This window comes from Streptomyces sp. NPDC008150, assembly GCF_042956945.1.
Taxonomy (GTDB): domain Bacteria; phylum Actinomycetota; class Actinomycetes; order Streptomycetales; family Streptomycetaceae; genus Streptomyces.
Window position 1 is genome coordinate 213,781 of record NZ_JBIBHJ010000003.1, and the last position, 24,596, is coordinate 238,376.

Annotated in this window: 21 protein-coding genes; 7 read left to right on the forward strand and 14 right to left on the reverse strand. The window is 74.4% G+C overall.

What is annotated here, in order from left to right:
- Positions 1 to 115 precede the first annotated feature (115 nt).
- The 6 genes from ACFZA0_RS10260 to pdhA all read right to left on the reverse strand — a co-directional run bounded on the left by ACFZA0_RS10260 (position 116) and on the right by pdhA (position 8,818).
- Complete coding sequence (locus tag ACFZA0_RS10260) at positions 116 to 1,213, reverse strand: NAD-binding protein (RefSeq protein WP_391013922.1); 1,098 nt, start codon at positions 1,211 to 1,213, stop codon at positions 116 to 118.
- Complete coding sequence (locus ACFZA0_RS10265) at positions 1,210 to 2,805, reverse strand: molybdopterin-binding protein (protein WP_391013924.1); 1,596 nt, start codon at positions 2,803 to 2,805, stop codon at positions 1,210 to 1,212. Before ACFZA0_RS10265 ends, ACFZA0_RS10260 begins: the two co-directional genes overlap by 4 nt.
- Positions 2,802 to 3,803 (reverse strand): NTP transferase domain-containing protein, encoded by a 1,002-nt coding sequence (locus tag ACFZA0_RS10270; protein WP_391013926.1) that lies wholly within the window; start codon positions 3,801 to 3,803, stop codon positions 2,802 to 2,804. Before ACFZA0_RS10270 ends, ACFZA0_RS10265 begins: the two co-directional genes overlap by 4 nt.
- A 1,351-nt stretch (positions 3,804 to 5,154) precedes the next feature.
- Complete coding sequence (locus tag ACFZA0_RS10275; RefSeq protein WP_391013928.1) at positions 5,155 to 6,627, reverse strand: 2-oxo acid dehydrogenase subunit E2; 1,473 nt, start codon at positions 6,625 to 6,627, stop codon at positions 5,155 to 5,157.
- Positions 6,627 to 7,640, reverse strand: coding sequence for a transketolase C-terminal domain-containing protein (locus ACFZA0_RS10280; protein WP_391013930.1), 1,014 nt, complete (start codon positions 7,638 to 7,640; stop codon positions 6,627 to 6,629). The genes ACFZA0_RS10275 and ACFZA0_RS10280 overlap by 1 nt, the downstream gene beginning before the upstream one ends.
- A complete protein-coding gene (pdhA, locus tag ACFZA0_RS10285) occupies positions 7,637 to 8,818 on the reverse strand; it encodes a pyruvate dehydrogenase (acetyl-transferring) E1 component subunit alpha (protein ID WP_391013932.1) in 1,182 nt (393 codons plus the stop codon). The genes ACFZA0_RS10280 and pdhA overlap by 4 nt, the downstream gene beginning before the upstream one ends.
- Positions 8,819 to 8,990: 172 nt before the next feature.
- Here pdhA and ACFZA0_RS10290 point away from each other — a divergent pair, with 172 nt between their 5' ends.
- A complete protein-coding gene (locus ACFZA0_RS10290) occupies positions 8,991 to 9,509 on the forward strand; it encodes a winged helix-turn-helix transcriptional regulator (protein WP_391013933.1) in 519 nt (172 codons plus the stop codon).
- A gap of 83 nt (positions 9,510 to 9,592) precedes the next feature.
- On the opposite strand, the gene ACFZA0_RS10295 is transcribed toward ACFZA0_RS10290, so the two are convergent.
- Both ACFZA0_RS10295 and ACFZA0_RS10300 read right to left on the reverse strand, forming a co-directional pair.
- Entirely contained in the window at positions 9,593 to 10,183 is a 591-nt protein-coding gene (locus ACFZA0_RS10295; RefSeq protein WP_391013935.1) for a TetR family transcriptional regulator, read from the reverse strand.
- Complete coding sequence (locus ACFZA0_RS10300; RefSeq protein WP_391013937.1) at positions 10,180 to 11,694, reverse strand: 3-hydroxyacyl-CoA dehydrogenase; 1,515 nt, start codon at positions 11,692 to 11,694, stop codon at positions 10,180 to 10,182. The genes ACFZA0_RS10295 and ACFZA0_RS10300 overlap by 4 nt, the downstream gene beginning before the upstream one ends.
- A gap of 147 nt (positions 11,695 to 11,841) precedes the next feature.
- Between ACFZA0_RS10300 and paaN the strand changes: the two genes are divergently transcribed.
- On the forward strand, positions 11,842 to 13,524 hold the full coding sequence (gene paaN, locus ACFZA0_RS10305; RefSeq protein ID WP_391013939.1) for a phenylacetic acid degradation protein PaaN: 1,683 nt from the start codon (positions 11,842 to 11,844) through the stop codon (positions 13,522 to 13,524).
- Positions 13,525 to 13,630: 106 nt separating this feature from the next.
- On the opposite strand, the gene ACFZA0_RS10310 is transcribed toward paaN, so the two are convergent.
- The 4 genes from ACFZA0_RS10310 to ACFZA0_RS10325 form a co-directional block, all read right to left on the reverse strand.
- Positions 13,631 to 14,416 carry an alpha/beta fold hydrolase gene (locus tag ACFZA0_RS10310; RefSeq protein ID WP_391013941.1) on the reverse strand — a complete coding sequence of 262 codons (786 nt, stop codon included), beginning with the start codon at positions 14,414 to 14,416 and terminating at the stop codon, positions 13,631 to 13,633.
- A gap of 893 nt (positions 14,417 to 15,309) precedes the next feature.
- Positions 15,310 to 16,077: a TrmH family RNA methyltransferase gene (locus ACFZA0_RS10315; RefSeq protein WP_391013943.1), complete on the reverse strand. Its 768-nt coding sequence runs from the start codon at positions 16,075 to 16,077 to the stop codon at positions 15,310 to 15,312.
- Positions 16,078 to 16,186: 109 nt separating this feature from the next.
- The gene (locus ACFZA0_RS10320; RefSeq protein WP_391013945.1) at positions 16,187 to 17,530 is read right to left on the reverse strand and encodes an HTTM domain-containing protein; all 1,344 of its coding nucleotides are present in this window, start codon (positions 17,528 to 17,530) and stop codon (positions 16,187 to 16,189) included.
- Positions 17,527 to 18,213 (reverse strand): DUF5819 family protein, encoded by a 687-nt coding sequence (locus ACFZA0_RS10325; protein WP_391013947.1) that lies wholly within the window; start codon positions 18,211 to 18,213, stop codon positions 17,527 to 17,529. The genes ACFZA0_RS10320 and ACFZA0_RS10325 overlap by 4 nt, the downstream gene beginning before the upstream one ends.
- A 1,003-nt stretch (positions 18,214 to 19,216) precedes the next feature.
- Here ACFZA0_RS10325 and paaA point away from each other — a divergent pair.
- From paaA to ACFZA0_RS10350, 5 genes are read left to right on the forward strand one after another with little or no spacing between them, the layout of a single operon-like run.
- Positions 19,217 to 20,323 (forward strand): 1,2-phenylacetyl-CoA epoxidase subunit PaaA, encoded by a 1,107-nt coding sequence (paaA, locus tag ACFZA0_RS10330; RefSeq protein WP_391013949.1) that lies wholly within the window; start codon positions 19,217 to 19,219, stop codon positions 20,321 to 20,323.
- Positions 20,320 to 20,649, forward strand: coding sequence for a 1,2-phenylacetyl-CoA epoxidase subunit PaaB (paaB, locus tag ACFZA0_RS10335; protein WP_391013951.1), 330 nt, complete (start codon positions 20,320 to 20,322; stop codon positions 20,647 to 20,649). Before paaA ends, paaB begins: the two co-directional genes overlap by 4 nt.
- Positions 20,646 to 21,434 carry a 1,2-phenylacetyl-CoA epoxidase subunit PaaC gene (gene paaC, locus ACFZA0_RS10340; protein WP_391013953.1) on the forward strand — a complete coding sequence of 263 codons (789 nt, stop codon included), beginning with the start codon at positions 20,646 to 20,648 and terminating at the stop codon, positions 21,432 to 21,434. The genes paaB and paaC overlap by 4 nt, the downstream gene beginning before the upstream one ends.
- The gene (gene paaD / locus ACFZA0_RS10345; RefSeq protein ID WP_391013955.1) at positions 21,428 to 22,018 is read left to right on the forward strand and encodes a 1,2-phenylacetyl-CoA epoxidase subunit PaaD; all 591 of its coding nucleotides are present in this window, start codon (positions 21,428 to 21,430) and stop codon (positions 22,016 to 22,018) included. Before paaC ends, paaD begins: the two co-directional genes overlap by 7 nt.
- A complete protein-coding gene (locus ACFZA0_RS10350; protein ID WP_391013957.1) occupies positions 22,018 to 23,097 on the forward strand; it encodes a 2Fe-2S iron-sulfur cluster-binding protein in 1,080 nt (359 codons plus the stop codon). The genes paaD and ACFZA0_RS10350 overlap by 1 nt, the downstream gene beginning before the upstream one ends.
- A gap of 39 nt (positions 23,098 to 23,136) precedes the next feature.
- Here ACFZA0_RS10350 and ACFZA0_RS10355 read toward each other — a convergent pair whose 3' ends face one another.
- Positions 23,137 to 23,484, reverse strand: coding sequence for a rhodanese-like domain-containing protein (locus ACFZA0_RS10355; RefSeq protein WP_391013959.1), 348 nt, complete (start codon positions 23,482 to 23,484; stop codon positions 23,137 to 23,139).
- Positions 23,485 to 23,621: 137 nt separating this feature from the next.
- On the reverse strand, positions 23,622 to 24,575 hold the full coding sequence (locus ACFZA0_RS10360; RefSeq protein WP_391013961.1) for a hypothetical protein: 954 nt from the start codon (positions 24,573 to 24,575) through the stop codon (positions 23,622 to 23,624).
- Between the last annotated feature and the right edge of the window lie 21 nt (positions 24,576 to 24,596).

Genomic DNA, 24,596 nt, shown 5'->3' on the forward strand with positions numbered 1-24,596 from the left:
CCCGGCGGCGTGGCGCACGCGGGGACGTACGAAGGGACGTACGAGGGACGGACACCGCACGTCACGGGTACGGCGCCCGCCCGGGGCGCGCGCACCGCCGTACGCCCGCGGCAGGTCAGTCCTGGGGCAGTGGGCGCGCGTCCGGGGCGACCCTGCGGGTCGCGGTGACCCGGACGATCGAGATCAGCCGGTCCGTCGGCTGGAGCGCGCCGACCGCGGGGTCGTCGTAGTCCAGGACCCGGTGACCGCGCAGGACGCTGACCACCAACCCCTCGATGTCGCCCGGTGTGCGTCCGGCCTCGGCCTTGGTGACGGGACGCTCGACCAGGTCGAGGCCGCTGCCCTGCTGGATCAGGTCCTCCATGACCATGCCGGCCGCCGGGCTGAGCACCGACAGGCCGAGCAGCCGGCCCGCGGCACTGGCGCTGGTGATGACGGCGTCGGCGCCGGACTGCTTCAGCAGCGGCGCGTTCTCCTCCTCGCGCACGGCGGCGACGATCTTCGCGCCGCGGTTGAGCTGCCGCGCGGTGAGCGTCACCAGGACGGCCGTGTCGTCGCGCTGCGTCGCGATGACGATCTGCCGGGCCCGGTGCACCTCGGCGCGCCGGAGCACGTCGCTGCGCGTCGCGTCGCCGACCACGCCCGCGTAGCCCTCGGCCGTCGCCGCCTCGATCACCTTCGCGCTGGCGTCGATCACGACGACCTGCTCGCGCCGCACCCCCGACACACAGACCGTGGTGATCGCGGACCGGCCCTTCGTTCCGAAGCCGACGACGACGGTGTGGTCACGCAAGGTGGACCTCCAGCGGTTCAGGCGCCACTCCTCCCGGGTGCGCTCCGTGAGGACTTCGAGGGTGGTGCCGACGAGGATGATCAGGAAGAGCACGCGCAGCGGCGTGATCACGAAGATGTTGATGAGCCGGGCGACATCGCTCACCGGCGTGATGTCGCCGTACCCGGTGGTCGAGAGGGTGACGGTCGCGTAGTAGAACGCGTCGAGCAGGTCCACCGAGCCGTCGGAGTTGTCGGTGTAGCCGTCGTGGTCGACGTAGACGACCAGGGCCGTCACCACGAGCACGACGAGGGCGAAACACAGGCGCTTGACGACCTGCCGTACCGGGCGGTCCACCACCCTTCGCGGGAGTTCCACCCGGTGGGTCACGAGATGTTCGTCCGCTCGGCGGGCGATCGCGTCATGGCCCGGAAGTTTCACGTGAAACACACCCCGTTTCCCGCGGTCGCCCACGGCAGGTCCAGGAGTTCCGTCTCCCGGCCCGCCCCGGCGCCGCCCGGCGGAACGACGGCCAACGCCTCGGCCGCCGCGACTCCCCGAAGCATGGCAGGTCCGTTGAAGCGCAGCGGCACCGCCTCGTCCCCGCGCAGCACGACCGGCACGAGCCGGGTGTCGTACTGATGCCCTGTCACCTTGCCGCGCAGGGGCAACGTGAACCCCTCCTGTGCCGGGCGGCCCGACAGAGTCCGCAGCAGCGGCTCCACGAGCGTGAGCAGCCCGGCGACGGCGGCGAGGGGGTTCCCGGGCAGCCCCACGAGGTGCTGGTCCTCCTTGACGCGCGCCAGCACCATCGGGTGCCCGGGGCGCACCTTCACGCCGTCCACCAGGAGTTCCGCGCCGATGCGGCGCAGGGTGGGGTGGACGTGGTCGACGGGCCCGGACGCGGTACCGCCGGTCGTCACCACGAGGTCCGCAGCACTGCCGGTGACGGCCCTGTGCAGCGCCTCGGGGTCGTCCCCCAGCCGCCGCACCGCGACGACGTCCGCGCCCATCGCCCGCAGCCACGGCGGCAGCATCGGGCCGAGCGCGTCCCGGATCAGTCCGTCCCGCGGCAGCCCGGTCGCCAGCAACTCGTCGCCCAGGACGAGGACTTCGACGCGCGGCCGCGGCAGCACCGCGAGCGTGTCGTACCCGGCCGCCGCGGCCAGGCCGAGCACGGCGGGCGACACGGCCGAGTGGGACGGCAGCAACTGGTCCCCGCTGCGGCACTCCTGGCCGCGCGGACGGATGTCCTGCCCGTGTCCGAGGTCGCGGGTCGCGTGCAGCCGGCCCTTGTCGTCGGCACGTCCGTGCTCGCTGCGGAGTACGGCCGTCGTGTCCTGCGGGATCCGCGCGCCGGTGGCGATCCGCACGGCCTCCCCGTCCGACAGCGCGTCGGGACGGTCGTGCCCGGCGAGCACCCCGCCGTCCCGGACCACCCAAGGGCCGGGGCCCGCGACCGCCCAGCCGTCCATCGCCGACGTGTCGAAGGACGGGAGGTCGGTGAGGGCGGCGAGGGGCGCGGCGAGGACCAGCCCCAGGGCCGCGTCGAGCGGTACGGAGACGGCCTTCCCGGCGGCGAAGGGGCGGACGGCCCGGCCGGAGATCGCGCGCGCCGTGTCCCAGGGGGTGGCACGGTGACGGGTCCCGGCGGGTGAACCGGCGGGGCGGGCGGACGGGCGGCCGGGGGCGGTGCCGTGCGGGGCGGTGCCGGCCGCGCCGACGTCGCTGCCGCCGCCCGTGTCGTTGCCCGGGGCGTTCCCGCCGTGATCACCGCTGTCCGCGCCACGGTCGGGGAGCGCCTCCGCGCCCCCCTCGTCCTGCCGCCCGCTCCGGGCCGCCTGCCGAGTGCCCTTCGCCCGGTCGCCGGACGGTGGTTGCCGCGAGGGGGACGCGGCCGGCGACGGGGTGCCGTCGTCCCCGGGGAGGGCGCCCGCGGGCCGGGCGCGGCCCTCGTTCACCAGGGCGAGTGCGTCCTCGACGTCGAGGTCGAGGCCCTCCGAGGTCTCGTTCCAGGCGGAGCGGGCGGTCATCCCGCGTCCGGCCCGGCGCCGGGCCGGACGTCCGGGGCGGGGCCCGGACCCGGACCCGGAGGCGCGGTCTTCGGATCGGTCGCCTCCGCCTCCTCCCGGGCCTCCTCCTCGGCCCAGCGGAGGGCGAGGGCTGCGGCCTTGCGGGAGGCCTCGGCCACCGCTTCCGGACCGCCCCCGCCCCGCGCCGCCGCGTACCCGACGAGGAAGGTGGTCAGCGGCGCGGCGGGCCGCGCCACACCGTGGGCGGCGTCCCTGGCGAGGTCGAGCAGCACGCCGGTGTCGACGTCGAGGTCGATGCCCAGCTCGTCCTTGACTGCGGAGATCCATTCATCCAACACGTGCTCATGCTCCCTGATGCGTGCTCTTGCGTCGGCGATGTCGTCCCAGGTGTCGCAGTCGAACGAGGCGACGTCACCGGGGACGCGCGTGAGGTCGAGCCCGGCGGTCAGCCGGCGCAGCGACTGGCCGGAGAGGCCACCGTGCTCCTGGTCGAGTACCGCGAGTTCGCGGCGCAGGGCCGCGGTGCGGTAGGCGGCGACGAGCGGCTGGTCCCGTCCGTCGGGGCCGGTGAGCAGCACACCGTCGGCACCGCCCCCGGCCAGTGTCCCGGCCAGTTCCCGTACGGTCGCGGCGCGCAGGAAGGGCAGGTCCGCGGAGAGGACGACGACGTGCTCCGCGGCGGTCAGCGCGAGCCCGGCGCCGAGGGCGGCCACGGGACCGCCCCCCGGCGGTTCCTCCCGCGCCCACCGCACCGGGCGGACGGTGGGCCGGGGGTCGGCCACGACCACCGTGCGGCACGCACCCGCGGCGGCGTCGAGCACCCGGTCGAGCAGCGCGCGCCCGCCCACCCGCACCCCGGGCTTGTCCACCCCGCCGAGCCGCCGCGCCGCGCCGCCGGCCAGCACCACGACGTCGTACGCGACGGCGTCCCGCTCCGCCGCACGGGCCGGCGTGCGGTCGGGGGCGGGGGAGGGTCCGCCGGGCGGGTACGGAGTCACTCCCCGAGTATGGGCGCCCCGGGGATCAACGCCACCCCCGCGGCCACCCGCGAAGCCGGACCGGAACGACGCCACCGGCCGACCACGCGGCGCCGGGAAGCGGGGACCGCACGGACGGGGGCGGCACTTGCGCCGCCGCCCTGAAAGCCCCCGCCCAGACACCGCAAGGCCACGGGCACCGGCCACTCCGGTACCGGCCACCCCGGGGCGGCCTCACGCACCGGCGACGTCAGCCCGACCACCGGACATCCCCGCAAACAAAGGCTGCGCACCACGCGGCGAGGCAGGCGCGCCCATGCCCAGCCCGGAAGCAGACGCCCCAACCGCTGACCAACCGGCCACCCGGACCGCCCCGTTCGACCGGGGGCGCACTGGAGCCGCCCTCACCGCAACCCCTCCGCCCAGTCACCGCAAGGCCACAGGTGCCGACCACTCCGGTACCAGTCGCAGCGGGCGGCCACCCCACGCACCAACGGCGTCAGCCCGGCCACCGGCATCCGCCGAACAATGGCTGCGCACCGCGCGGCGAGGCGGGCGCGCCCATGCCCAGCCCGGAAGCAGACGCCCCAACCGCTGACCAACCAGCCACCCGCACCACCCCGCTCGACCGGGGCGCACTGGAGCCGCCACCACCGCATGCTTTCCGCCCAGGCACCGCAAGCCCACAGGCACCGGCCACTCCGGTACCAGTCGCAGCGGGCGGCCACCCCGGGGCCGCCCAACGCACCAGCGACGTCAGCCCGGCCACCGGCATCCCAGCGAACAATGGCTGCGCACCACGCGGCGAGGCAGGCGCGCCCATGCCCAGCCCGGAAGCAGACGCCCCAACCGCTGACCAACCAGCCACCCGCACCACCCCGCTCGACCGGGGACGCACTGGAGCCGCCACCACCGCATGCTTTCCGCCCAGTCACCGCAAGCCGACAGGCACCGGCCACTCCGGTACCAGTCGCAGCGGGCGGCCACCCCGGGGCCGCCGCACGCACCGGCGGCGCCGCTGCCCGCGACCAAACGACTCGACCCCGGTAACCCCGCCACCCGGACCACCTGTTCGGCCGGGGGCGGCACGGGAGCCGACCTTGAGGCGGCCGCAGCACGTTCGGCCGCTTGGATGGGGGCGGTGCGGTCGGAGACCTGGGCCTTGGGTGCCTAGGCGGGGTTGTTCGGGTGGCGCGCAGCGCCGCGAATGCCGACCGCACCGCTGCCCGTCCGAGCGGCCGGCAACGCCGTCGCCGTCTCACACACCGGCATCGTCAGGCCGGCCGCCGCGCACCGCGAAGCGTGCCCGGCGTGCCCGCGCGGCTCGGCCGTGGGCCACGCGGCGTCGGCCGGACCACGGCCTCCGCAGGTCTCACAGAGTCCTGAGCAATATGGCGGGTTGTTCCACGCAGTCCGCCACGTACCGCAGGAAGCCGCCCGCCGTGCCGCCGTCGCACACCCGGTGGTCGAAGGTCAACGAGAGCTGGACGACCTGCCGCACCGCCAGCTCGCCCTCGTGCACCCAGGGCTTGGCGGCCACCCGGCCGACTCCCAGCATCGCGGCCTCCGGGTGGTTGAGGATCGGCGTGGAGCCGTCGACGCCGAACACGCCGTAGTTGTTCAACGTGAAGGTGGAGCCGGTGAGTTCGGCCGGGGTCAGGCTGCCCGAGCGGGCCGCGCCGGTCAGCCGTGCGAACTCCTCGGCGAGCCCCTCCGCGTCCCGTGCGTGCGCGTCCCTGACGACGGGGACGACGAGTCCGCGTTCCGTCTGCGCGGCGAACCCGAGGTGCACCGCGTCGAAGCGGATGATCTCGCGGGCCGTCGTGTCGACCGTGGAGTTCAGCTCGGGGTGGCGGGCGAGCGCAGCCGTGCAGATGCGTCCCAGGAGCGCGAGCAGCGGTATGCGCGGTCCCCCGGCCGCGTTCATGGCCTCCCGGGCGCGGAGCAGTTCCGTCGCGTCGGCGTCCACCCAGCAGGTGGCGTCGGGGATCTCGCGGCGGCTGCGGGCCAGCTTGTCGGCGGCGGCGCCGAGGACACCCTTGAGCGGCACCCGGGTGGTCCCGGCGGCGGACGCCGGGGACGCCGCGGCCGGTGCCGGACGCCCCGCCGGCCGCACGTCGGCGGCGGCCGCCCGCAGCGCCTCCTCCACGTCCGCGCGCAGGATCAGCCCGTCCCTGCCGGTACCCGTCACCCGGCGCAGGTCCAGCCCGTTGTCGCGGGCCATGCGGCGCACGAGGGGCGAGATCACGGCCACGGGCCCGGCAGCCCGCGCCGCCCGGCCGTCCTGAGCGTTCTGTGCGTCCCCGTCCATGGGCCCGTCCGACAGCCCCTCCGTCGCCCCGTCGTCCCGCGAGGCGGTGCCCTGCGGTGCCGTCGGCGGCACCCGGCGCCTGCGCGCGGGCGGCGCACCCGTGCCGTAGCCGACGAGGACGTTGCCGGAGGTCTCCGCCGCGCCACCGGAAGCCGTGCCACCGGCGGTCGTACCACCCGCAGCCGCACCGCCGGGGCCGCGCCCCTCGTCCGCGCGGTCGGCGGAACCGGCGCCTGCGCCGGCACCCGCACCGTCCGCCGCCGGGGCCGCGTCCGGGGCCGTCTCCGACGCTCCCACCGCGACGGTGAGCAGTGGCGCCCCGACCGGCAGTTCCGAGCCCTGTTCGCCGAACCGGGCGGTGACCACACCGCCGTACGGGCACGGGACCTCGACCATCGCCTTGGCCGTCTCGACCTCGACGACCGGCTGGTCGACGGCGACGACCTCGCCGACCTCCACCAGCCAGGTGACGATCTGCGCCTCGGTCAGTCCCTCCCCGAGGTCGGGGAGCCGGAACTCCAGTACCTGTGCCATCAGCGCTCGGCCTCCCACTGCAGACGACCCACCGCGTCCAGGATGCGGTCCACACCGGGCAGGTGGTGGCGTTCCAGCATCGGTGGCGGGTACGGGATGTCGAACCCTGCCACGCGCAGCACCGGTGCCTCCAGATGGTGGAAGCAGCGTTCGGTCACCCGGGCCGCGATCTCGCCGCCGGGACCACCGAAACCGCCCGACTCGTGCACCACGACCGCGCGCCCCGTCCGGCGCACCGACGCGCACACCGTCTCGTCGTCGAACGGCACGAGGGAGCGCAGGTCGACCACCTCCAGGTCCCAGCCCTCGGCGCGCGCCGCCTCCGCCGCTTCGAGGCAGACGGGCACGGACGGCCCGTACGTGACGAGGGTGGCGGTGCGGCCGGTGCGCCGCACCACCGCCCGGCCGAGCGGCTCGACCGCGGACGGCTCCTCCGGGTTCCAGACGTCCTTCGACCAGTACAGGCGCTTGGGCTCCAGGAACACCACGGGGTCGTCGCAGGCGATCGACGCGCGCAGCAGCCCGTACGCGTCGGCGACGGTCGCCGGGGTGACCACGTACAGGCCGGGGGTGGCCGCGTAGTACGCCTCGGAGGAGTCGCTGTGGTGCTCCACGCCGCCGATGCCGCCGCCGTAGGGCACGCGCACGGTGATGGGCATCGGCAGCGCCCCGCGCGTGCGGTTGCGCATGCGGGCGACGTGGCTGACGAGCTGCTCGAACGCCGGGTAGGCGAACGCGTCGAACTGCATCTCCACGACCGGCCGCAGCCCGTACATCGCCATCCCGACGGCGGTGCCCAGGATGCCCGCCTCGGCGAGCGGGGTGTCGGTGCAGCGGTCGTCGCCGAACTCGGCGGCGAGCCCGTCGGTGACGCGGAAGACTCCGCCGAGCGTGCCCACGTCCTCGCCCATGACGTGGACGGCGGGGTCGGCGGCCAGGCTGTCCCGCAGCGCGCGCGTGAGGGCCTGCGCCATGGTGGCCGGGCGGGTCGCGGCCGTGGTGGCGGCGGTCATCGGGCGTCCGTCCCGGGCCCGCCGTCGTGGCGGGCGCCGGCCGCGTCGTGCGGCGCGGCGGTCCCGGCGTCCAGTTCGGCGCGCAACTGCGCTTCCTGGGCACGCAGTTGCGCGGTGGGTTCGGCGTAGACGTGGGCGAACAGGTCCGCCGGGTCCAGCGCCGGATCCTCGTTCATGCGGCGACGCAGGTCCGCGGCCATGGCCTCGGCGTCGTCGCGGACGGCCCGCTGACCGGCGTCGTCGAGCAGGCCGCGCGCGGTCAGCTCCCGCTCCAGGAGGTCGACCGGGTCGTGCGCGCGCCAGGTCTCCACCTCGGACGCGTCGCGGTAGCGGGTGGCGTCGTCGGCGTTGGTGTGGGCGTCGATCCGGTAGGTGACCGCCTCGACGAGGGTGGGGCCGCCGCCCTCGCGGGCCTGCCGCACGGCGTCCGCCAGCACCTCGTGCACCGCGACCGCGTCGTTGCCGTCGACCAGCCGGCCGGGCATGCCGTACCCGACGGCCTTGTGGGCCAGGGAGGGCGCCGCGGTCTGCCGGGCGAGCGGGACGGAGATCGCGAAGCCGTTGTTCTGGACGAGGAAGACCACCGGGGCGCGCTGCACGGCGGCGAAGTTCAGCGCCTCGTGGAAGTCGCCCTCGCTGGTGCCGCCGTCGCCGACCAGGGCGAGGGCGACCACGTCGTCCCCCTTGAGGCGGGCGGCGTGGGCGAGGCCCACCGCGTGCGGGAGCTGGGTCGCGAGCGGCGTGGACAGCGGTGCCACGCGGCACTCGCGGGGGTCGTACCCGGTGTGCCAGTCGCCGCGCAGCAGGGTCAGCACCTGCACGGGGTCCACTCCCCGGGTGACGACGGAGAGCGTGTCGCGGTAGCTGGGGAAGAGCCAGTCCCGCTCCTGGAGCACCAGGGCCGCGGCCACCTCGCAGGCCTCCTGCCCGGTGCTCGACGGGTAGACCGCGAGTCTGCCCTGCTTGGTGAGGGCGGTGGCCTGCGTGTTGAACCTGCGGCCGCGCACCAGCGCGCCGTACAGCCGGCGCAGCAGCTCCGGATCGGCCGACCGGGCGGCCTCCGTGCCCAGGACGCGGTGGGGTTCCGCGTCGGGCAGCAGGGGCGCGGGGTCGGTGCGGGGCTGCCAGGCGGGCGGCGGGGTGGGCCGGTAGGCGCCTCGCTGCTCCAGGACCGTCATGACGGCACCTCCTCGTGGGAGCGGCTACGAAGCGCGACGGATGTGAGGCGCCTCACTACCGATTGTTCGGTCGCGGGCACATTTTGGCTACACGCACCCCGAGGCTGTGGACAAACGGTTCTCCACAACCTGTGATGAACGCAGTACGTCCATCACGGCGAGGCGGGAGGACATGGCCCCTGAACAAATGGCCGAGAGTGCCGACGGCGGGAACGGCGACGACGGCGGGGCCGTACCGCAGCCGCCGCGCCCGCTGGACGCCATCGACCACGACATCCTCCAGATGCTCCAGGCGGACGGCCGCGCGTCGATAAGGTCCGTCGCCGAACGCGTCCACGTCTCGCGCGCCAACGCCTACGCCCGGATCAACCGGCTCATCGAGGACGGCGTCATCCGCGGCTTCGGCGCCCGCGTCGACCACGAGCGCGCCGGCCACGGCACGTCCGCGTACATCACGCTGAAGATCGTCCAGAACTCGTGGCGCACCGTGCGCGAGGAGCTGCGCAGACTGCCCGGCGCCTCCCACATCGCCCTCGTGGGCGGGGACTTCGACGTCCTGCTGCTGGTGCACACGACCGACAACAGGGCGCTGCGCGAACTCGTGCTCACCCGGATCCAGGCCATCGAGCAGGTGCTCAGCACGCGCACGCTGCTGGTGTTCGAGGAGGAGGACGTGGAACCGGAGGCGTGACCGCCCGGTCCGGCGTCACCGCGGCCGGTGCCAGTGCCGGTGCCGATTCCGGTGCCAGGGCCGGTTCCGGTGCCGGGGCCGCCTCAGCCCCGCTTCTCCAGCCCGCCGAACGCGAGCCGCACCACGGCGTCCGCGACCTCGCGCTCCGCCATGCCCCGGCCGTCCGGGCGGTACCACTCCACGACGGAGTTGATCATCCCGAAGACCAGCCGCGTCGCGAGCCGCGGCTCGACGTCCGTGCGCACGTCCCCCTCGGCCGCCGACGCCTTCAGCAGGGCCGCGACCCGGTGGTCGAACTCGCGGCGGCGCTCCAGCGCCCAGCGCTCGGTCACGGTGTTCCCGCGCACGCGCAGGAGCAGCGTCACGTAGGGGAGTTCAGCGATGAGGACCTGGACCGTGCGCCGCAGCACGTACTCCAGCCGCTCGACGGCCGGCCCCCCGCGCGCGTGCTCCTCGTCGAGGATGCCGAACAGCCCGTCCAGCGCCCGGCTGACGGCCCGCCGCAGCAACTCCTCCTTGCCGGTGACGTGGTGGTAGATCGACGACTTGGAGATGCCCGCCGCCCGTGACAGGTGCTCCATCGAAGTGCCGTCGTAGCCACGCTCGTTGAAGACCTGCACGGCGACGGAGAGCAGCGACTCCGGCGTGTACGTGTCCCGTCTGGCGGTGGTCATCGTCTGCCCTCCCGCTTGTCCGTGGCGTACGCGTGCCGGTACAGCGCCAGGGACGGTGCGTAGCGGCCCGAGGGTTCGCGCACGTGGAGGTCGTCGAGCAGGTCGTAGGCCCACCCGCGGCCGAGCCTGCGGCTCCACTCGAAGGGGCCCAGCGGGTAGCTGACGCCGAGGCGCATCGCGGTGTCGATGTCCTCCTCGGTGGCCACGCCCTTGGCGACGGCGTCGTGCGCGAGGTCGACGATCCGCGCGACCGTACGGGCGACGATCATGCCGGGGGCGTCGCCGATGACGCTGACGTCCTTGCCGAGCGCCTGGAACAGCCCTGTCGCCTCGGCGAGGGTCTGCGGGGAGGTGTCCTGCGAGGCGGACAGCGCGAGGCGGGTGGCCTCCCGGTAGTCCAGCGCGAGGTCGAAGTACACGACGTCGCGGAACTCCACCGACGTCTGACCGTCGGCCAGCGCCAGTTGGCCGCCGGACGGCAGCACCAGGCGCGTGCCGTGGTCCTCGTCCTCCTCGCGGACGGGGATGCCCGCCTCACGGATCAGGTCGAGCAGGTCGGCGGCGGGCCCCAGGTCCCCCTCCACGACGACGTACGCGGGCGCCTGCGCCTTCTCCGCGGTGTGCGGCTCCGGCAGCTCGGCGTCCTCGCCGTGGTCGTACCAGCCGCGGCCGGTCTTGCGGCCGAGACGGCCCGACTCGACGAGCCGCCGCTGGGCGAGCGAGGGAGTGAAGCGCACGTCCCGGAAGAAGGACCGCCATACGGAGTGGGTGACCGACTCGTTGACGTCCTGGCCGATCAGGTCGGTCAGTTCGAAGGCGCCCATGCGGAAGCCTCCCGACTCGCGCAGCACCGCGTCGATGGTCGCCGGGTCCGCCGCCTGCGACTCGTACACCGCGAAGGCCTCGGCGTAGAAGGGCCGCGCGATCCGGTTGACGATGAAGCCGGGGGTGTCCGCGCAGGCGACCGGGGTCTTGCCCCAGGCGCGGGCGATCTCGTACGCGCGCGTGGCGGACGAGAAGTCCGTGGCGAACCCCGAGACCACCTCGACCAGCGGCAGCAGCGGAGCCGGGTTGAAGAAGTGCAGCCCGACCAGCCGGCCGGGGGAGTCGAGACCGCCGCCGATGGCCGTCACCGACAGGGAGGAGGTGTTGGTGGCGAGCAGGCAGTCGTCCGAGACGATGTCCTCCAGCTCGCGCAGCAGTTCCTGCTTGACGTCCAGGCGCTCCACGACGGCCTCGACCACCAGGGAGCAGTCCGCGAGGTCGTCCAGGTCGTCCGTGGGCAGCAGGCGGGTGCGGGCGGAGGCGCGGTCGGCGGCCCCCAGACGGCCCTTCTCGACCAGTCGGTCGAGCCGCGCGCCGATGACGCGGGCCGCGTCCCCGGCGCGCCCGGGAACCTCGTCGAAGAGGCGCACGGGGTGACCCGCGACCAGGGCGACCTGAGCGATGCCCTGGCCCATGGTGCCCGCGCCGACGACGGCGACGGGGCTGCTGAGGTCGAGTGCTGTCATGACCGCGATCCTCCCCCACCCCGTTTTCCACAGCTCCGGCGGACCCCCTTGTCCCGACCGATCGTTCGGTTACTCTAACTCTGTCCGGCTGTACCCGCCCAGGTCACGAGCTCGACGAGGAGCCGTGAGACGAGGAGTTGGTCCCGCATGGCCGCCCCGACCGCCCAGCAGCTGATCGCCGAGCACCGGCCGACCCTGGACCTGGCCCTGGAGGCCGTCCGCACCCGCGCGTACTGGTCCCCGCACCCCGAACACCCCAAGGCGTACGGCGAGCACGGCACCCTGGGCGCGGAGGAGGGGAAGGCCGCCTTCGAGGCGCTCCTCGGCACCCGCCTCGACCTCGGCCAGCCGGGCACCGACGACTGGGTGGGCGGCGAAGTGTCGCCGTACGGCACCGAACTGGGCGTGACGTACCCGCACGCCGACCCCGACGTGCTGCTGCCCGCCATGCGCGCGGGCCGGCGCGCGTGGCGGGACGCGGGCGCCGAGGTCCGGGCCGTGGTCTGCCTGGAGATCCTGCGCCGGATCGCCGCCCGGACGCACGAATTCGCGCACGCCGTCATGCACACCAGCGGCCAGGCCTTCCTGATGGCCTTCCAGGCCGGCGGCCCGCACGCGCAGGACCGCGGCCTGGAGGCGGTGGCGTACGCGTACGCGGAGCAGACCCGCACGCCGGACAGCGCCCCGTGGAACAAGCCCCAGGGCAAGCGCGAACCCCTCGCGCTCACCAAGGAGTTCACTCCCGTACCGCGCGGGGTCGCCCTGCTCGTGGGCTGCAACACCTTCCCCACGTGGAACGGCTACCCGGGCCTGTTCGCCTCCCTCGCCACCGGCAACGCCGTCCTGGTGAAGCCCCACCCGCGCGCGGTGCTGCCGCTCGCCCTCACCGTGCGCGTCGCGCGCGAGGTGCTCGCCGACGCCGGCTTCGACCCCAACCTCGTGGCACTGACCGCGGAACGGCCCGGCGAGGGCGCGGCCAGGACGCTGGCCGTGCGCCCCGAGATCCGGATCGTGGACTACACGGGCTCGACGGCCTTCGGCGACTGGCTGGAGACCAACGCCCGCCAGGCGCAGGTCTACACGGAGAAGGCCGGCGTCAACACGGTCGTCGTGGAGTCCACGGACGACTACCGGGGGATGCTCGCCAACCTCGCGTTCTCCCTCTCGCTCTACAGCGGCCAGATGTGCACCACCCCGCAGAACCTGCTCGTGCCGCGCGACGGCATCACCACCGACCAGGGCGACAAGACCTTCGACGAGGTGGTGGCCGACCTCGCGGCGGCCGTCGACGGCCTCCTCGGCGACGACACGCGCGCGAACGCGCTGCTCGGCGCGCTGGTGAACCCCGACGTGAAGGCCCGCCTGGAGGCGGCGCCCGGACTGGGCGAAGTCGCCCTGGCCTCGCGGCGGATCGAGCACCCGGAGTTCCCGGACGCGGTCGTGCGCACCCCGGTGATCGTCAAGCTCGACGGCGCCAAGCCGGACGACGAGGCGGCGTACCTGAGCGAGTGCTTCGGCCCGGTGTCCTTCGCGGTCGCCGTCGACTCGCCGGCCGCGGCGCTGGACCTGCTGCGGCGCACGATCCGCGAGCGCGGCGCGATGACGGTGGCGGGCTACACGACGGACGCGGACTTCGCCGCGGACCTGCGCGAGGTCTGCTTCGAAGAACCCGCCCAGCTCTCCTTGAACCTCACCGGCGGCGTCTACGTCAACCAGACCGCGGCGTTCTCCGACTTCCACGGCTCGGGCGGCAACCCGGCCGCCAACGCGGCCCTGTGCGACGCGGCGTTCGTGGCCAACCGGTTCCGGGTGGTGGAGGTCCGGCGGTAGTCCGCACGGCACCCGCGCGTACACGGACGCGGGGATGCGGGGACGCGGGGGAGAGGGCACCGCCCGGCCCCGCGTCCGCCGGTCCCCCGGCCCCGGGGGCGTCCGCTCACGCCGCCCCGGCGTCCGCCTCCTCGTTGACGAACGCGACCAGCTCGTCGACGAACTCCTGCCGCCGCACCACTCCCAGGTGGTCGCCCGGCACCGTGCGCAGCACCGCGCCGGGGACCGCGCCGGCGAGGACCTCGGGGCGAGCGGCGAGCGCGTCCTCGCTCCCGGCGAGTACCAGCGTGGGCACCTTGATCTCCTCCAGCGGCATGCGCTCGCGGTACACCGAGGCCGCCTGCGCGGCGAGCGCGACACGGTCGCCGCCGACGGCGTCCACGAACGCCCGGAACTGCGCCGCGGCCGGTTCCACGATCGACGCGGGATCGTCGGTGAGCAGCGCGTCCTGGAGCGCCGGTCCGCCGACCACCCGGCGGTCCACGCCACCGAGCTCGACCACGCCCGCCCCGACCCCGCCGACGACGACCCGTCGTACGCGCCGGTCCCGCGCGGCGGTCAGCAGCGAGACGATCGCGCCCATCGAGTAGCCCACCAGGTCGTAGGCGGGCTCGCCGAGGATGTCGATCAGCGCGGTGACGTCCTCGGACATCCGGGCCTCGCCGTAGTAGGCGCGGTCGTGCGGCTTCCCGGACAGCCCGTGCCCCCGCGCGTCCACGGTCGCGACCCGGCGCCCCGAGGCGACGAGCGCGTCCACGATCCCGGGCGCCTGCCAGTTCGTCCGCCCGTCGGCGATGAACCCGTGGTGCAGCAGCACGAGCGGCAGCGCGGACTCGCACTCCCACACCTCGTACGCGATCTCGACCCCGTCGTCGGACGTGAACCTCGGCATGCGGCGGCGACCTCCTCGGCTGCGACGGGCAGGCGACCCCGTCGGCGGACACGACTTCGCCGCCAACCTAAGGGTCCGGGACCGCCTCCCGGTACCCCGCATTCCACCGGTACCGACAGACCCAACAGGCCTTGTAGGCAACTCGGGTGAGGCCACGACCCCGCCTTCGCGGACCAACGGCAGAGCGCCATGGCAACACTGGCGGCGAGGCGGTCGCTGGCTCCCTAAACACTCGAGGACGCGTCAGCTGACACACCAAGTGGGTTGCTTCGCAACGCAGTTCAATCGACCAACCGCCGCGCTCCCCCCAAGGGCCACCCGACGCCCCGCCTTCCACCGGCCCACACGACCCCAACGGGCTGTGCAGGCCAAGCCGGTTACGTCACGGCACCGCCTGCCAGCGGCCTTCAGCGTTGTCCCGCGGACCAGTGGTAGAGCTTCATCGCCACCGGTGGCCGGGTTGTCGCTGGACACCCGGGGACGCGCCAGCAGACACACCAATTGGGCAGCCAGGCAACGCAGTTCAGCGCCGACCGACCGCCGCACTCCAACCCGAAGGCCCCCGGCACACCGCCTTCCACCCGCCCTCACGATCCCAACAGGCTGTGCAGACAACGCCGGTTACGTCACGGCACCGCCTGTTGGCGGCCTTCAGCGTTGCCCTGCGGACCAGCAGTAGAGCGTCATCGCCACCGATGGCCGGGTTGTCACTGGACACCCGGGGACGCGCCAGCAGACACACCAATTGGTCAGCCTCGCAGCGGTGTTCAGCCGACGGACCGCCGCGCTCCACCCCAAGGGCCACCCGGCACCCCGCCTTCCGCCGGCCCTCACGATCCCCTCAGGCGGTGCAGGCAACGCCGGTTACGCCACGGCCCCGCCTGCCGGCGGCCTCAGCGTTGTCCTGCGGACCAGTGGTAGAGCGTCATCGCCACACTGGTGGCGAGGTTGTAGCTGGAGACCTGGGGACGCATCGGCAGGGAGACCAAGTGGTCAGCCCTGGAACGCAGTTCGGCCGACAGGCCGCCGCGCTCCGAGCCGAAGGCGAGCACCGCGTCGTCCGGCAGGCCCAGACCGCGGATGTCCTCGCCCTCCGGGTCCAGCGCGAACAGCGGGCCGCCGGGCAGCCCTTCGGCGCCCTCCCCCGTCACGTCGATCCGTTCGACGGCGGTGGCGAAGTGCAGGCCCGCGCCGCCGCGCACGACGTTGGGGTGCCAGGGGTCGAGCGTGCCGGTGGTGACCACCCCGGTCGCCCCGAAACCGGCGGCCAGGCGGATCACGGCGCCCGCGTTGCCGAGGTTGCGCGGATCGTCGAGGACGACGACGGGGGCGTGCCGGGGCATGCGGGCGAGGGTGCGCAGGTTCGCGTCCCGGTCGGGGCGCTCGGCCAGGGCGGCGACGGCGGTGGGGTGCGGGCGGGCGACGAACCCCCGGTAGACGGACTCCGGGACTTCCGTGAGCAGCGCGTCCAGTGCGTCGCGCACGTCGGGCGCCAGTTCGTCGGCGAGGGTGAGGGCCGCGGCACGGTCGACGGCAACCGCCACGGGCACCCGCGCGCCGAAGCGCAGGGCGTGCTTGAGGGCGTGGAAACCGTCGAGCAGGACGGAGCTGTCGGCGAGCCGGCGCCAGGTGGTCGTGGTGTCGGTCGCGCCGTCGGTCATGCGGTGCAGCCTACGCGGGCGTGGCCGCCGGTCCGCCGGGCGAGAGCCCCGGCGGACCGCGCGGTGGGGACGGCAGGCCCGGCGGGTCGCAACCCCCGGACCGCCCCGTTCAGCCCCGGGAGGCCGCCTCGCCGGACACCTCGGGGCGCCCGGCCCCAGGACGCTGCCCAGCGTCCGCCCCCGTACCGGCTCCGGCATCGGCTACGGCCGGGGTTCCGGCTCGCGCACCGGCGGCCGGGGGGCCGGTGGTCGCGGTCCCGGCCGCCGTCCCGTCCGGCTCCGCGCGCGGCCCCGGCACCGGTCGGCCGCCACCCGGCAGCACGCGTGCACGCGCGCGTACGGCGACCCGGCCCACCCCTTGCAGGAACGACGTCGGCAGGAACACCGCGTCGGCCGCGATCATCGCCAGCGAGAAGAACGGCAGCCCGAGGACGACCGCGATCACGGCGTGCTCGGTCATCATCACGACCAGCAGGACGTTCTTGACCCGCCGGTTGAAGAGCGTGAACGGGAACGCGACCTGCACGATCACCGTCCCGTACGTGATGATCATGACCGCCGCGCCGTACGAGGACAGCAGGTCGGCGAGTGCCGGCCACGGCGAGAAGTAGTCCAGGTGCAGCGGGTAGTAGACGGCGGTGCCGTCCTGCCAGCGGGAGCCCTGGATCTTGTACCAGCCCGCCGTCGCGTAGATCAGGCACGCCTCGGCCATGATCACCAGCACGGCGGCGTTGTGCATGAGGTCGGTGACGACGTCGAGCAGTACGCGCGCGTGCCCGTCCCGCTCACGCCGGCCCGCCGCCCACCACAGCCCGTGCGCCAGCCACACCGTCCACAGCAGCGCCGGCACGAACAGCTCGCTGCCGTCGGCGAGTTTGCCCGCCGCCGTCACCATGACGAGCAGCACGCCGAGGACGCTCCACAGGAGCACGCCGGTTGCGTCAGCCGGACGCCCGCCACGCGCGCGTACCGCCCGTTCCCGGCGCTCCCTGCGCGCGTCCAGCGACCAGACCTGCCCACACCTGGTGAACACCAGGTAGATCGACATCAGGTGCAGGACGTTGTCGCCGCCGTCGCCCACGAAGACGCTGCGGTTCTGGAGCGACAGCACCCCGACCATGAACAGCACGGACATCGTGCGGGTGCGCCAGCCGACCAGCAGCAGCGCGCTCGACACGACGGCGACCCCGTAGACCAGCTCGAACCAGCCCTGCCCGCGCGCCCACATCAGGACCGTGAACGCGCCGTTGTCCGAGGTCAGCTGGCGGGCGAGGGACCAGCTCCAGGGACCGTCGGGGCCGTAGAGCTCTTGGCGGTGCGGAAACTCGCGCAGCAGGAACAGCAGCCAGGTCGTCGCGAAGCCGGTCCGGACCACGGCGGTCTGGTAGGGCCCCAGCGCGGAGTCGGTGATGCGGGCGATGCCGCGCGAGAGTGTCAGGGAGAAGCGATTCACCGGACGCTCCCGTCCGCCTCGGAGGCCGGCACGGACCACCAGGCGAGCTGCCGGTACACGGGACTGTCCGGCACCTTCTCGGCGCTCCATTTCGGGGGTTGGACGTTGGTGGTGCGGGACCTTATCTGCACACGCTCCACGACCCCGCCGCTGCCCGCCGCGTCGTCACGGCCGAGGCGCAGCACCACGATCCGCCGGATGTACTGCTCGGAGAGCGCGCCGCGCAGGCCCACCGGGCGGTTGTCGTTGTCGTGCGTGGCGGTGAAGAAGTCCCACGCCCGGCGCAGTTCGTTCTGCTGCGTGTGGCTCGGCACCAGGTTGCCGTCGATGGCCCGGCCGTCCTGCGCGGACAGGCTGTACCAGCCGGTGGTCCGGGTGCTGCCGTCCGGCGTGCGCACCTGCGCGCGTACCTCGACGGCGATGTTCTGCTGCAACGGGTTCGGGGCGAACAGCTTCCAGTTCTGCTCGAACTCCGGGTAGATCCACTCCTCGATCGCCTCGCCGTGCTGCTTGGTGAGCGTGTTGGACGGCGCGACGTGCAGGAACACCATGCCGAGGTGTACGCACGTGACGACCCCGACGACCGCGAGCGCCAGCGCGGCGCCGACCCGGTACGGCAGGGGCAGCGAGGCGACACGCCCCCAGTTCTCGGCCTGCTCGCCCGGCGCTTCCGTGCCGGGCACGGGGGCCGCGGGCGCTCCGGCGCCGGGCACGGGGGTCGCGGGCGCTCCGGCGCCGGGCACGGGGGCGCCGACCGCTCCGCGCGCCGGGGGGACCGCGGCGGACGCGCCACCGGGAACCGGCACCTCGGACGCCGCGCCGGCCTCCCCGGCCGCCCCGGGCCCTGGGGCCTGCGCGGGCCCTGTGGCCTGCACCGGGTCCACGTCCCCCGCGGGACTTGCGGGACCTGCGGGGGACGCGGGTTCCTCCCCCTCCGTGTTCTCCTCCACCGCGCCCTCTGCGGGTACCGCGCCCTCTGCGGGCGCCGCGGGTTCCCGGCGCGCCGCGGGTTCCCGGCGCGCCGCGGGCTCCCGGGGTGCGGGGAGCTTCCCGTCGCCGACGGTGGCACCGGGAGGCGACGCCTCCCCGTCCGGCCGGCGCCCGCCGCCGTCGACCTCGCCCGGGGTGTTCGAGCCCCCGTCGTGCGCGTCCATTCCGCCCCGTCTCCCGTTTCCGGTCCGTCTGCCGGCCGTCCGGCCGGTCGTCCCACCCGATGTCCCGCGCCACGGCGTCCGCGCTCCGGCGCCGTGCCGGGCCTCCGCCCGGCGGCGCCACCACCCGACCGGGCCATGCGCCCCGGTCTCCGTCGCTGGCAGGCACGGTACCCAGCCCCGCCCGCCAGGCACAGTCCCCCATGACTCCGGAACCTCCGTGGCCGCGTCCCGTCCCCTGCGCACCGGCCGTCACGGCCGCACCATCAGTCGTACGAGGACATCGGGCCGGGACACCGCCTCGCGAGGTCGTACGGGCGAAAGGTCCGGGAACGGGTCCGCCGCCCGCCCGGAAGCCCGGCGCGACGGCGTGACCGCGGGCGGGAGGCGGGTGGGACGGGTGCGCCCACCGGTTGTCCACAGCGGTTGACACCCTACGGGGCGCCGCTCCACCATTGAATCGCCCGAACCGAACGATCGGTCGGGACGGATTCGACAAGTCCGACAGGTCGAGCACGACGTCGAGGGGGACCGCATGGCCACAGCACCCGCGCAGGGCCCGTCCCGCACCGGTGCGCACGGTGCGCGGACGGCCGCCCCGTCGCCCACCGCACCCGTGCGGACACCGGGCGGCCCCGGCACCGGCGCCGCGGACACCGCAGCGCTTCAGCGGGCCTTCGACGCGGCCGTGGCCGCCGACGAGCGCATCGAGCCCCGCGACTGGATGCCCGACGCCTACCGCGCCACCCTGGTCCGGCAGATCGCCCAGCACGCGCACTCGGAGATCATCGGCATGCAGCCCGAGGCGAACTGGATCACCCGCGCGCCCTCGCTGCGCCGCAAGGCCATCCTGATGGCCAAGGTCCAGGACGAGGCGGGCCACGGCCTCTACCTCTACGGCGCCGCGGAGACCCTCGGCACGGGCCGCGACGAACTGCTCGACCGGCTGCACACCGGCCGCCAGAAGTACTCCTCGATCTTCAACTACCCCACGCTGACCTGGGCCGACGTCGGCGCGATCGGCTGGCTGGTGGACGGCGCCGCGATCACCAACCAGGTCCCGCTGTGCCGCTGTTCGTACGGCCCGTACGCGCGCGCCATGGTCCGCGTCTGCAAGGAGGAGTCCTTCCACCAGCGCCAGGGCTACGAACTGCTGCTGGCCCTCGGCCGCGGCACCCCCGAGCAGCACGAGATGGCGCAGGACGCCGTGAACCGCTGGTGGTGGCCGTCGCTGATGATGTTCGGTCCGCCCGACGACGAGTCCGCGCACTCCGCGCAGTCCATGGCGTGGAAGATCAAGCGCCACTCCAACGACGAGCTGCGGCAGCGCTTCGTGGACATCTGCGTCCCGCAGGCCGCCTCGCTCGGCCTCACCCTGCCGGACCCGGACCTCAGGTGGAACGAGGAGCGCGGCCGGCACGACTTCGGCGCGATCGACTGGACGGAGTTCCAGCAGGTCCTGAAGGGCAACGGCCCGTGCAACGAGGAGCGCCTCGCCCGGCGGCGCCGCGCGCACGAGGAGGGCGCCTGGGTGCGCGACGCGGCGGCGGCCCACGCGGCCAAGCACGCCCGCCCCGAAGCGCCCGCCGCGCACGACGGCCCCGCCCTCACCGCCGACCGCACCGAAGCGAGGTCCGCATGACATCCGCGCACGAGCCCGCGGCGCCGCAGGAGCGGCCGGCCGTCACCCCGGACTGGCCCCTGTGGGAGGTCTTCGTCCGCGCGCGCCGCGGCCTGTCCCACACCCACGCCGGCAGCCTGCACGCACCCGACGCCGAACTGGCCCTGCGCAACGCCCGCGACCTGTACACCCGGCGCGGCGAGGGCGTCTCGCTCTGGGTCGTCCCGGCGACGGCGATCACCGCGTCGTCGCCCGACGAGAAGGACAGCTTCTTCGACCCCGCCGCCGACAAGCCCTACCGCCACCCCACGTTCTACGAGATCCCGGAAGGGGTGAAGCACCTGTGACCTCCGCCCGGCCCCGTCCCCTGCCGACACCCGAACCGGTTCCGCGCCCCGACTCGCCTGCTCCCGGCGCCGGTTCGGTCACGGCCCGCGCCGCCCTCGCCCTCGGCGACGACGCGCTGGTCCTCTCGCACCGCCTGGGGGAGTGGGCGGGAAACGCCCCCGTGCTGGAGGAGGAGGTCGCCCTCGCCAACATCGCCCTCGACCTGCTGGGCCAGGCCCGGGTGCTGCTGTCGGCGGCCGGCGACGAGGACGAACTCGCCTACCTCCGCGAGGAACGCGCCTTCCGCAACGTCCAGTTGGCCGAGCAGCCCAACGGGGACTTCGCGCACACCATCGCCCGCCAGCTCTACTTCTCCACCTACCAGCACCTCCTGTACACCCAACTGGCAGGCGGAACGGGCGACTTCGCACCGCTCGCCGGCAAGGCGGTGAAGGAGGTCGCCTACCACCGCGACCACGCCGAGCAGTGGACGTTGCGCCTCGGCGACGGCACGGACGTCAGCAACCGGCGGATGCGGGACGCCTGCGACGCGCTCTGGCGCTTCACCGACGAGCTGTTCCAGCCGGTCGAGGGCGTCGACATCGACTGGACGGGCACGGCGGCGGCGTGGCTGGAGTCGGTCACCGCCGTCCTCGGCCGCGCCGGTGTGCCGGTCCCGCAGGGCCCGCGTGCGGGAGCCTGGTCGGCGGGTGCGGGCCGGCAGGGCGTGCACACCGAGTCCTTCGGGCGGATGCTCGCCGAGATGCAGCACCTGCACCGCAGCCACCCGGGAGCCTCGTGGTGACCCACGTGACCTCCCTGGAGGCGGAACTGCTGCGGGCGGCGGGCGCGGTGCCCGACCCCGAACTGCCCGTGCTCACCCTCGCGGAACTCGGCGTGCTGCGCGCCCTGCGCGTCCACGGCACGGACACCGTCGAGGTGGACCTGACGCCCACCTACACCGGCTGCCCCGCCGTCGAGACCATGGCGACGGACATCGAGCACGCGCTGCGCGAGCACGGCATGCGCGACGTCACCGTCCGCACGGTGCTGCAACCCGCCTGGTCGACGGACGACATCACCCCCGAGGGCCTGCGCAAGCTCCGGGAGTCCGGCATCGCGCCCCCGCGCCGCACCCGGCCCGCGTCCGGTCCGCTCCCCCTGTCCCTCGGCCCGACCCGCACGCGCGGCGGCCGGAGCGCGGACGGCACGGCCGCCCCGGGCACACCGCCCGCCGCCGCCCCCGGACCGGAACCCGAACCGGTCCGCTGTCCGCAGTGCGGCTCGGCCGACACCGAGCTGCTCAGCCGGTTCTCCTCCACGGCCTGCAAGGCCCTGCGTCGCTGCCTGTCCTGCCGTGAACCCTTCGACCACGTCAAGGAGTTGTGATGGCCCGCTTCCACCCGCTCCCGGTGAGCGCGGTCGACCGGCTCACCGACGACGCCGTGGCGCTCACCTTCGCCGTGCCCGCCGGACTGCGCGCCGCCTACCGGCACGCACCGGGCCAGCACCTCGCCCTGCGCCGCCCGGCGGAGGGTCCCGAGGTGCGCCGCACGTACTCGATCTGCTCACCCGCCCCCGCCCCGCACACCGACGGCCCCGGCACGCTGCGGGTCGGCGTGCGGCTGGTCGAGGGCGGCGCCTTCTCCACCTACGCGCTGAAGGAGATCGTCGTCGGCGACGAGCTGGAGGTGATGACTCCCGCCGGCCGGTTCGTCCTGGAGCCGGCCCCCGGGCTGTACGCGGCCGTCGTCGGCGGCAGCGGCATCACGCCGGTGCTGTCGATCGTGACGACCCTGCTGGCACACGAGCCCGAGGCCCGCTTCTGCCTGGTCCGCAGCGACCGCACCGCGGCGTCGACGATGTTCCTGGAGGAGGTCGCCGATCTGAAGGACCGCTACCCGGGCCGCTTCCAGCTCGTGACCGTGCTGTCCCGGGAGGAGTTGCAGGCGGGGCTCCCGTCCGGACGGCTGGACCGGGAACGGCTGACGGAACTGCTGCCCGGCCTGCTGCCGGTCGACCGGGTGGCGGGCTGGTTCCTGTGCGGCCCGTACGGCCTGGTGCAGGGCGCCGAACGCGCGCTGCGCGACCTCGGCGTACCGCGCACCCGGATCCACGAGGAGATCTTCCACGTGGAGGCCGCCGTCCCGTCGGGCACCGCCGCGGCCGGCCCGGCACGCCCCGCGGCCCCGGCCGGCAAGCTCACCGCGCGGCTCGACGGACGGGCCGGCACCTGGCCGGTGCTCGACGGCGAGACCCTGCTGGAGACCGTCCTGCGCAACCGCCCCGACGCCCCCTACGCCTGCAAGGGCGGCGTCTGCGGGACGTGCCGGGCGCTGCTGGTCACCGGCGAGGTGCGAATGGACCGCAACTTCGCGCTGGAGCCCGAGGAGACGGCGGCCGGGTACGTGCTGTCCTGCCAGTCCCGCCCCCTCACCGGCGAGGTCGAGCTGGACTTCGACGGCTGACCGCCGCGCGACCGGCCGGCGGAACGCCCGTCGGCCGGGTCAGAGAACGTGGCCCGGCTTGCCGTCGTCGGTCACCACGGGACGGCCGGAGCCCTGCCAGACCTGCATGCCGCCGTCGACGTTCACGGCGTCGATGCCCTGCTGGACCAGGTACGACGTCACCTGCGCGGACCGCCCGCCGGAACGGCAGATGACGTTGACCCGCCCGTCCTGCGGCGCGGCCTCGGTCAACTCGCCGTAGCGGGACACGAATTCACCGAGGGGGATGTGCAGCGCCCCTTCGGCGTGCCCAGCCTGCCACTCGTCGTCCTCCCTGACGTCCAGGAGGAAGTCGCCGTCCTTGAGGTCCGAGACCTCGACCGTGGGGACACCAGCTCCAAAGTGCATGCCCCCGACGCTACCCGAACCGCACCCGCGGCGAGGCTCGGGCGTCCCCCGAACCCCGGGAACCACGACCCCGCTGCCGGATCCGCCCGGGAAACCGGGAAACCGGGAAACCCGGCACCCGGGCACCCCCGCGTCCGTCAGCCCGGCTGCTGGTCCCCGAGACCGCGGTCGGCCTCCGCCCCCGGCACCGCCTCGTCACCGGGCTGCCGCGCCGCCGCGGGCGCCTGACCCGGGCCGTCCTGCCCCTGCTCCTGCGCGCGCAGGTTGAACAGTTCCGCCTCGCGGCGGGAGACCTCGCCCAGAAGCTGCTCGGCGATCTCGTCGAGCAGCCGGTCGGGGTCGTCCGGCGCGATCCTGAGCATGGAGGCGATCGCGCTGTCCTCCAGCTCCCGGGCGACCAGTGTCAGCATCTCCTTGCGCTGGGAGAGCCACTCCAGGCGCGCGTACAGCTCCTCCGCGGCGCTCGGCCCCTGCTCCTCGGGCACCGGACCCGCCGCCCACTCCTCGGCCAGCTCGCGCAGCAGCGGCACGTCGCCGCGGGCGTAGGCGGCGTTGACGCGGGTGATGAACTCCTCGCGCCGCTTGCGCTCGCCCTCCTCCTGCGCCAGGTCGGGGTGCGCCTTGCGCGCCAGCTCCCGGAAGAGCTTGCGGGCCTCCTCGCTGGGGCGGACACGCTGCGGCGGACGCACGGGCTGGTCGGTGAGCATGGCGGCGGCCTCGGGGAACAGCCCCGACCCGTCCATCCAGCCGTGGAACAGCTCCTCGACCCCGGGCATCGGCTGCACCAGGGCCCGCGCCTCGTCGGCCTTGCGCGCGTCCTCGGGGTCGCCGGTGCGGGCCGCCTTGAGCTCGGCCAGCTCCGCGTCCAGCTCGTCGAGCCGGGTGTACATGGGCCCGAGCTTCTGGTGGTGCAGCCGGGAGAAGTTCTCGACCTCGATGCGGAAGGTCTCCACCGCGATCTCGAACTCGATGAGGGCCTGTTCGGCGGCCCGCACGGCCCGCTCCAACCGTTCCTCGGGCCGCGCGTCACCGCTCCGGGGCGCCGCCCCGCCGGTGGCGCCGTCCCCTTGCTCAGCTTCCGGGCTCGTCACCCGACCAGCCTAGGCCACACC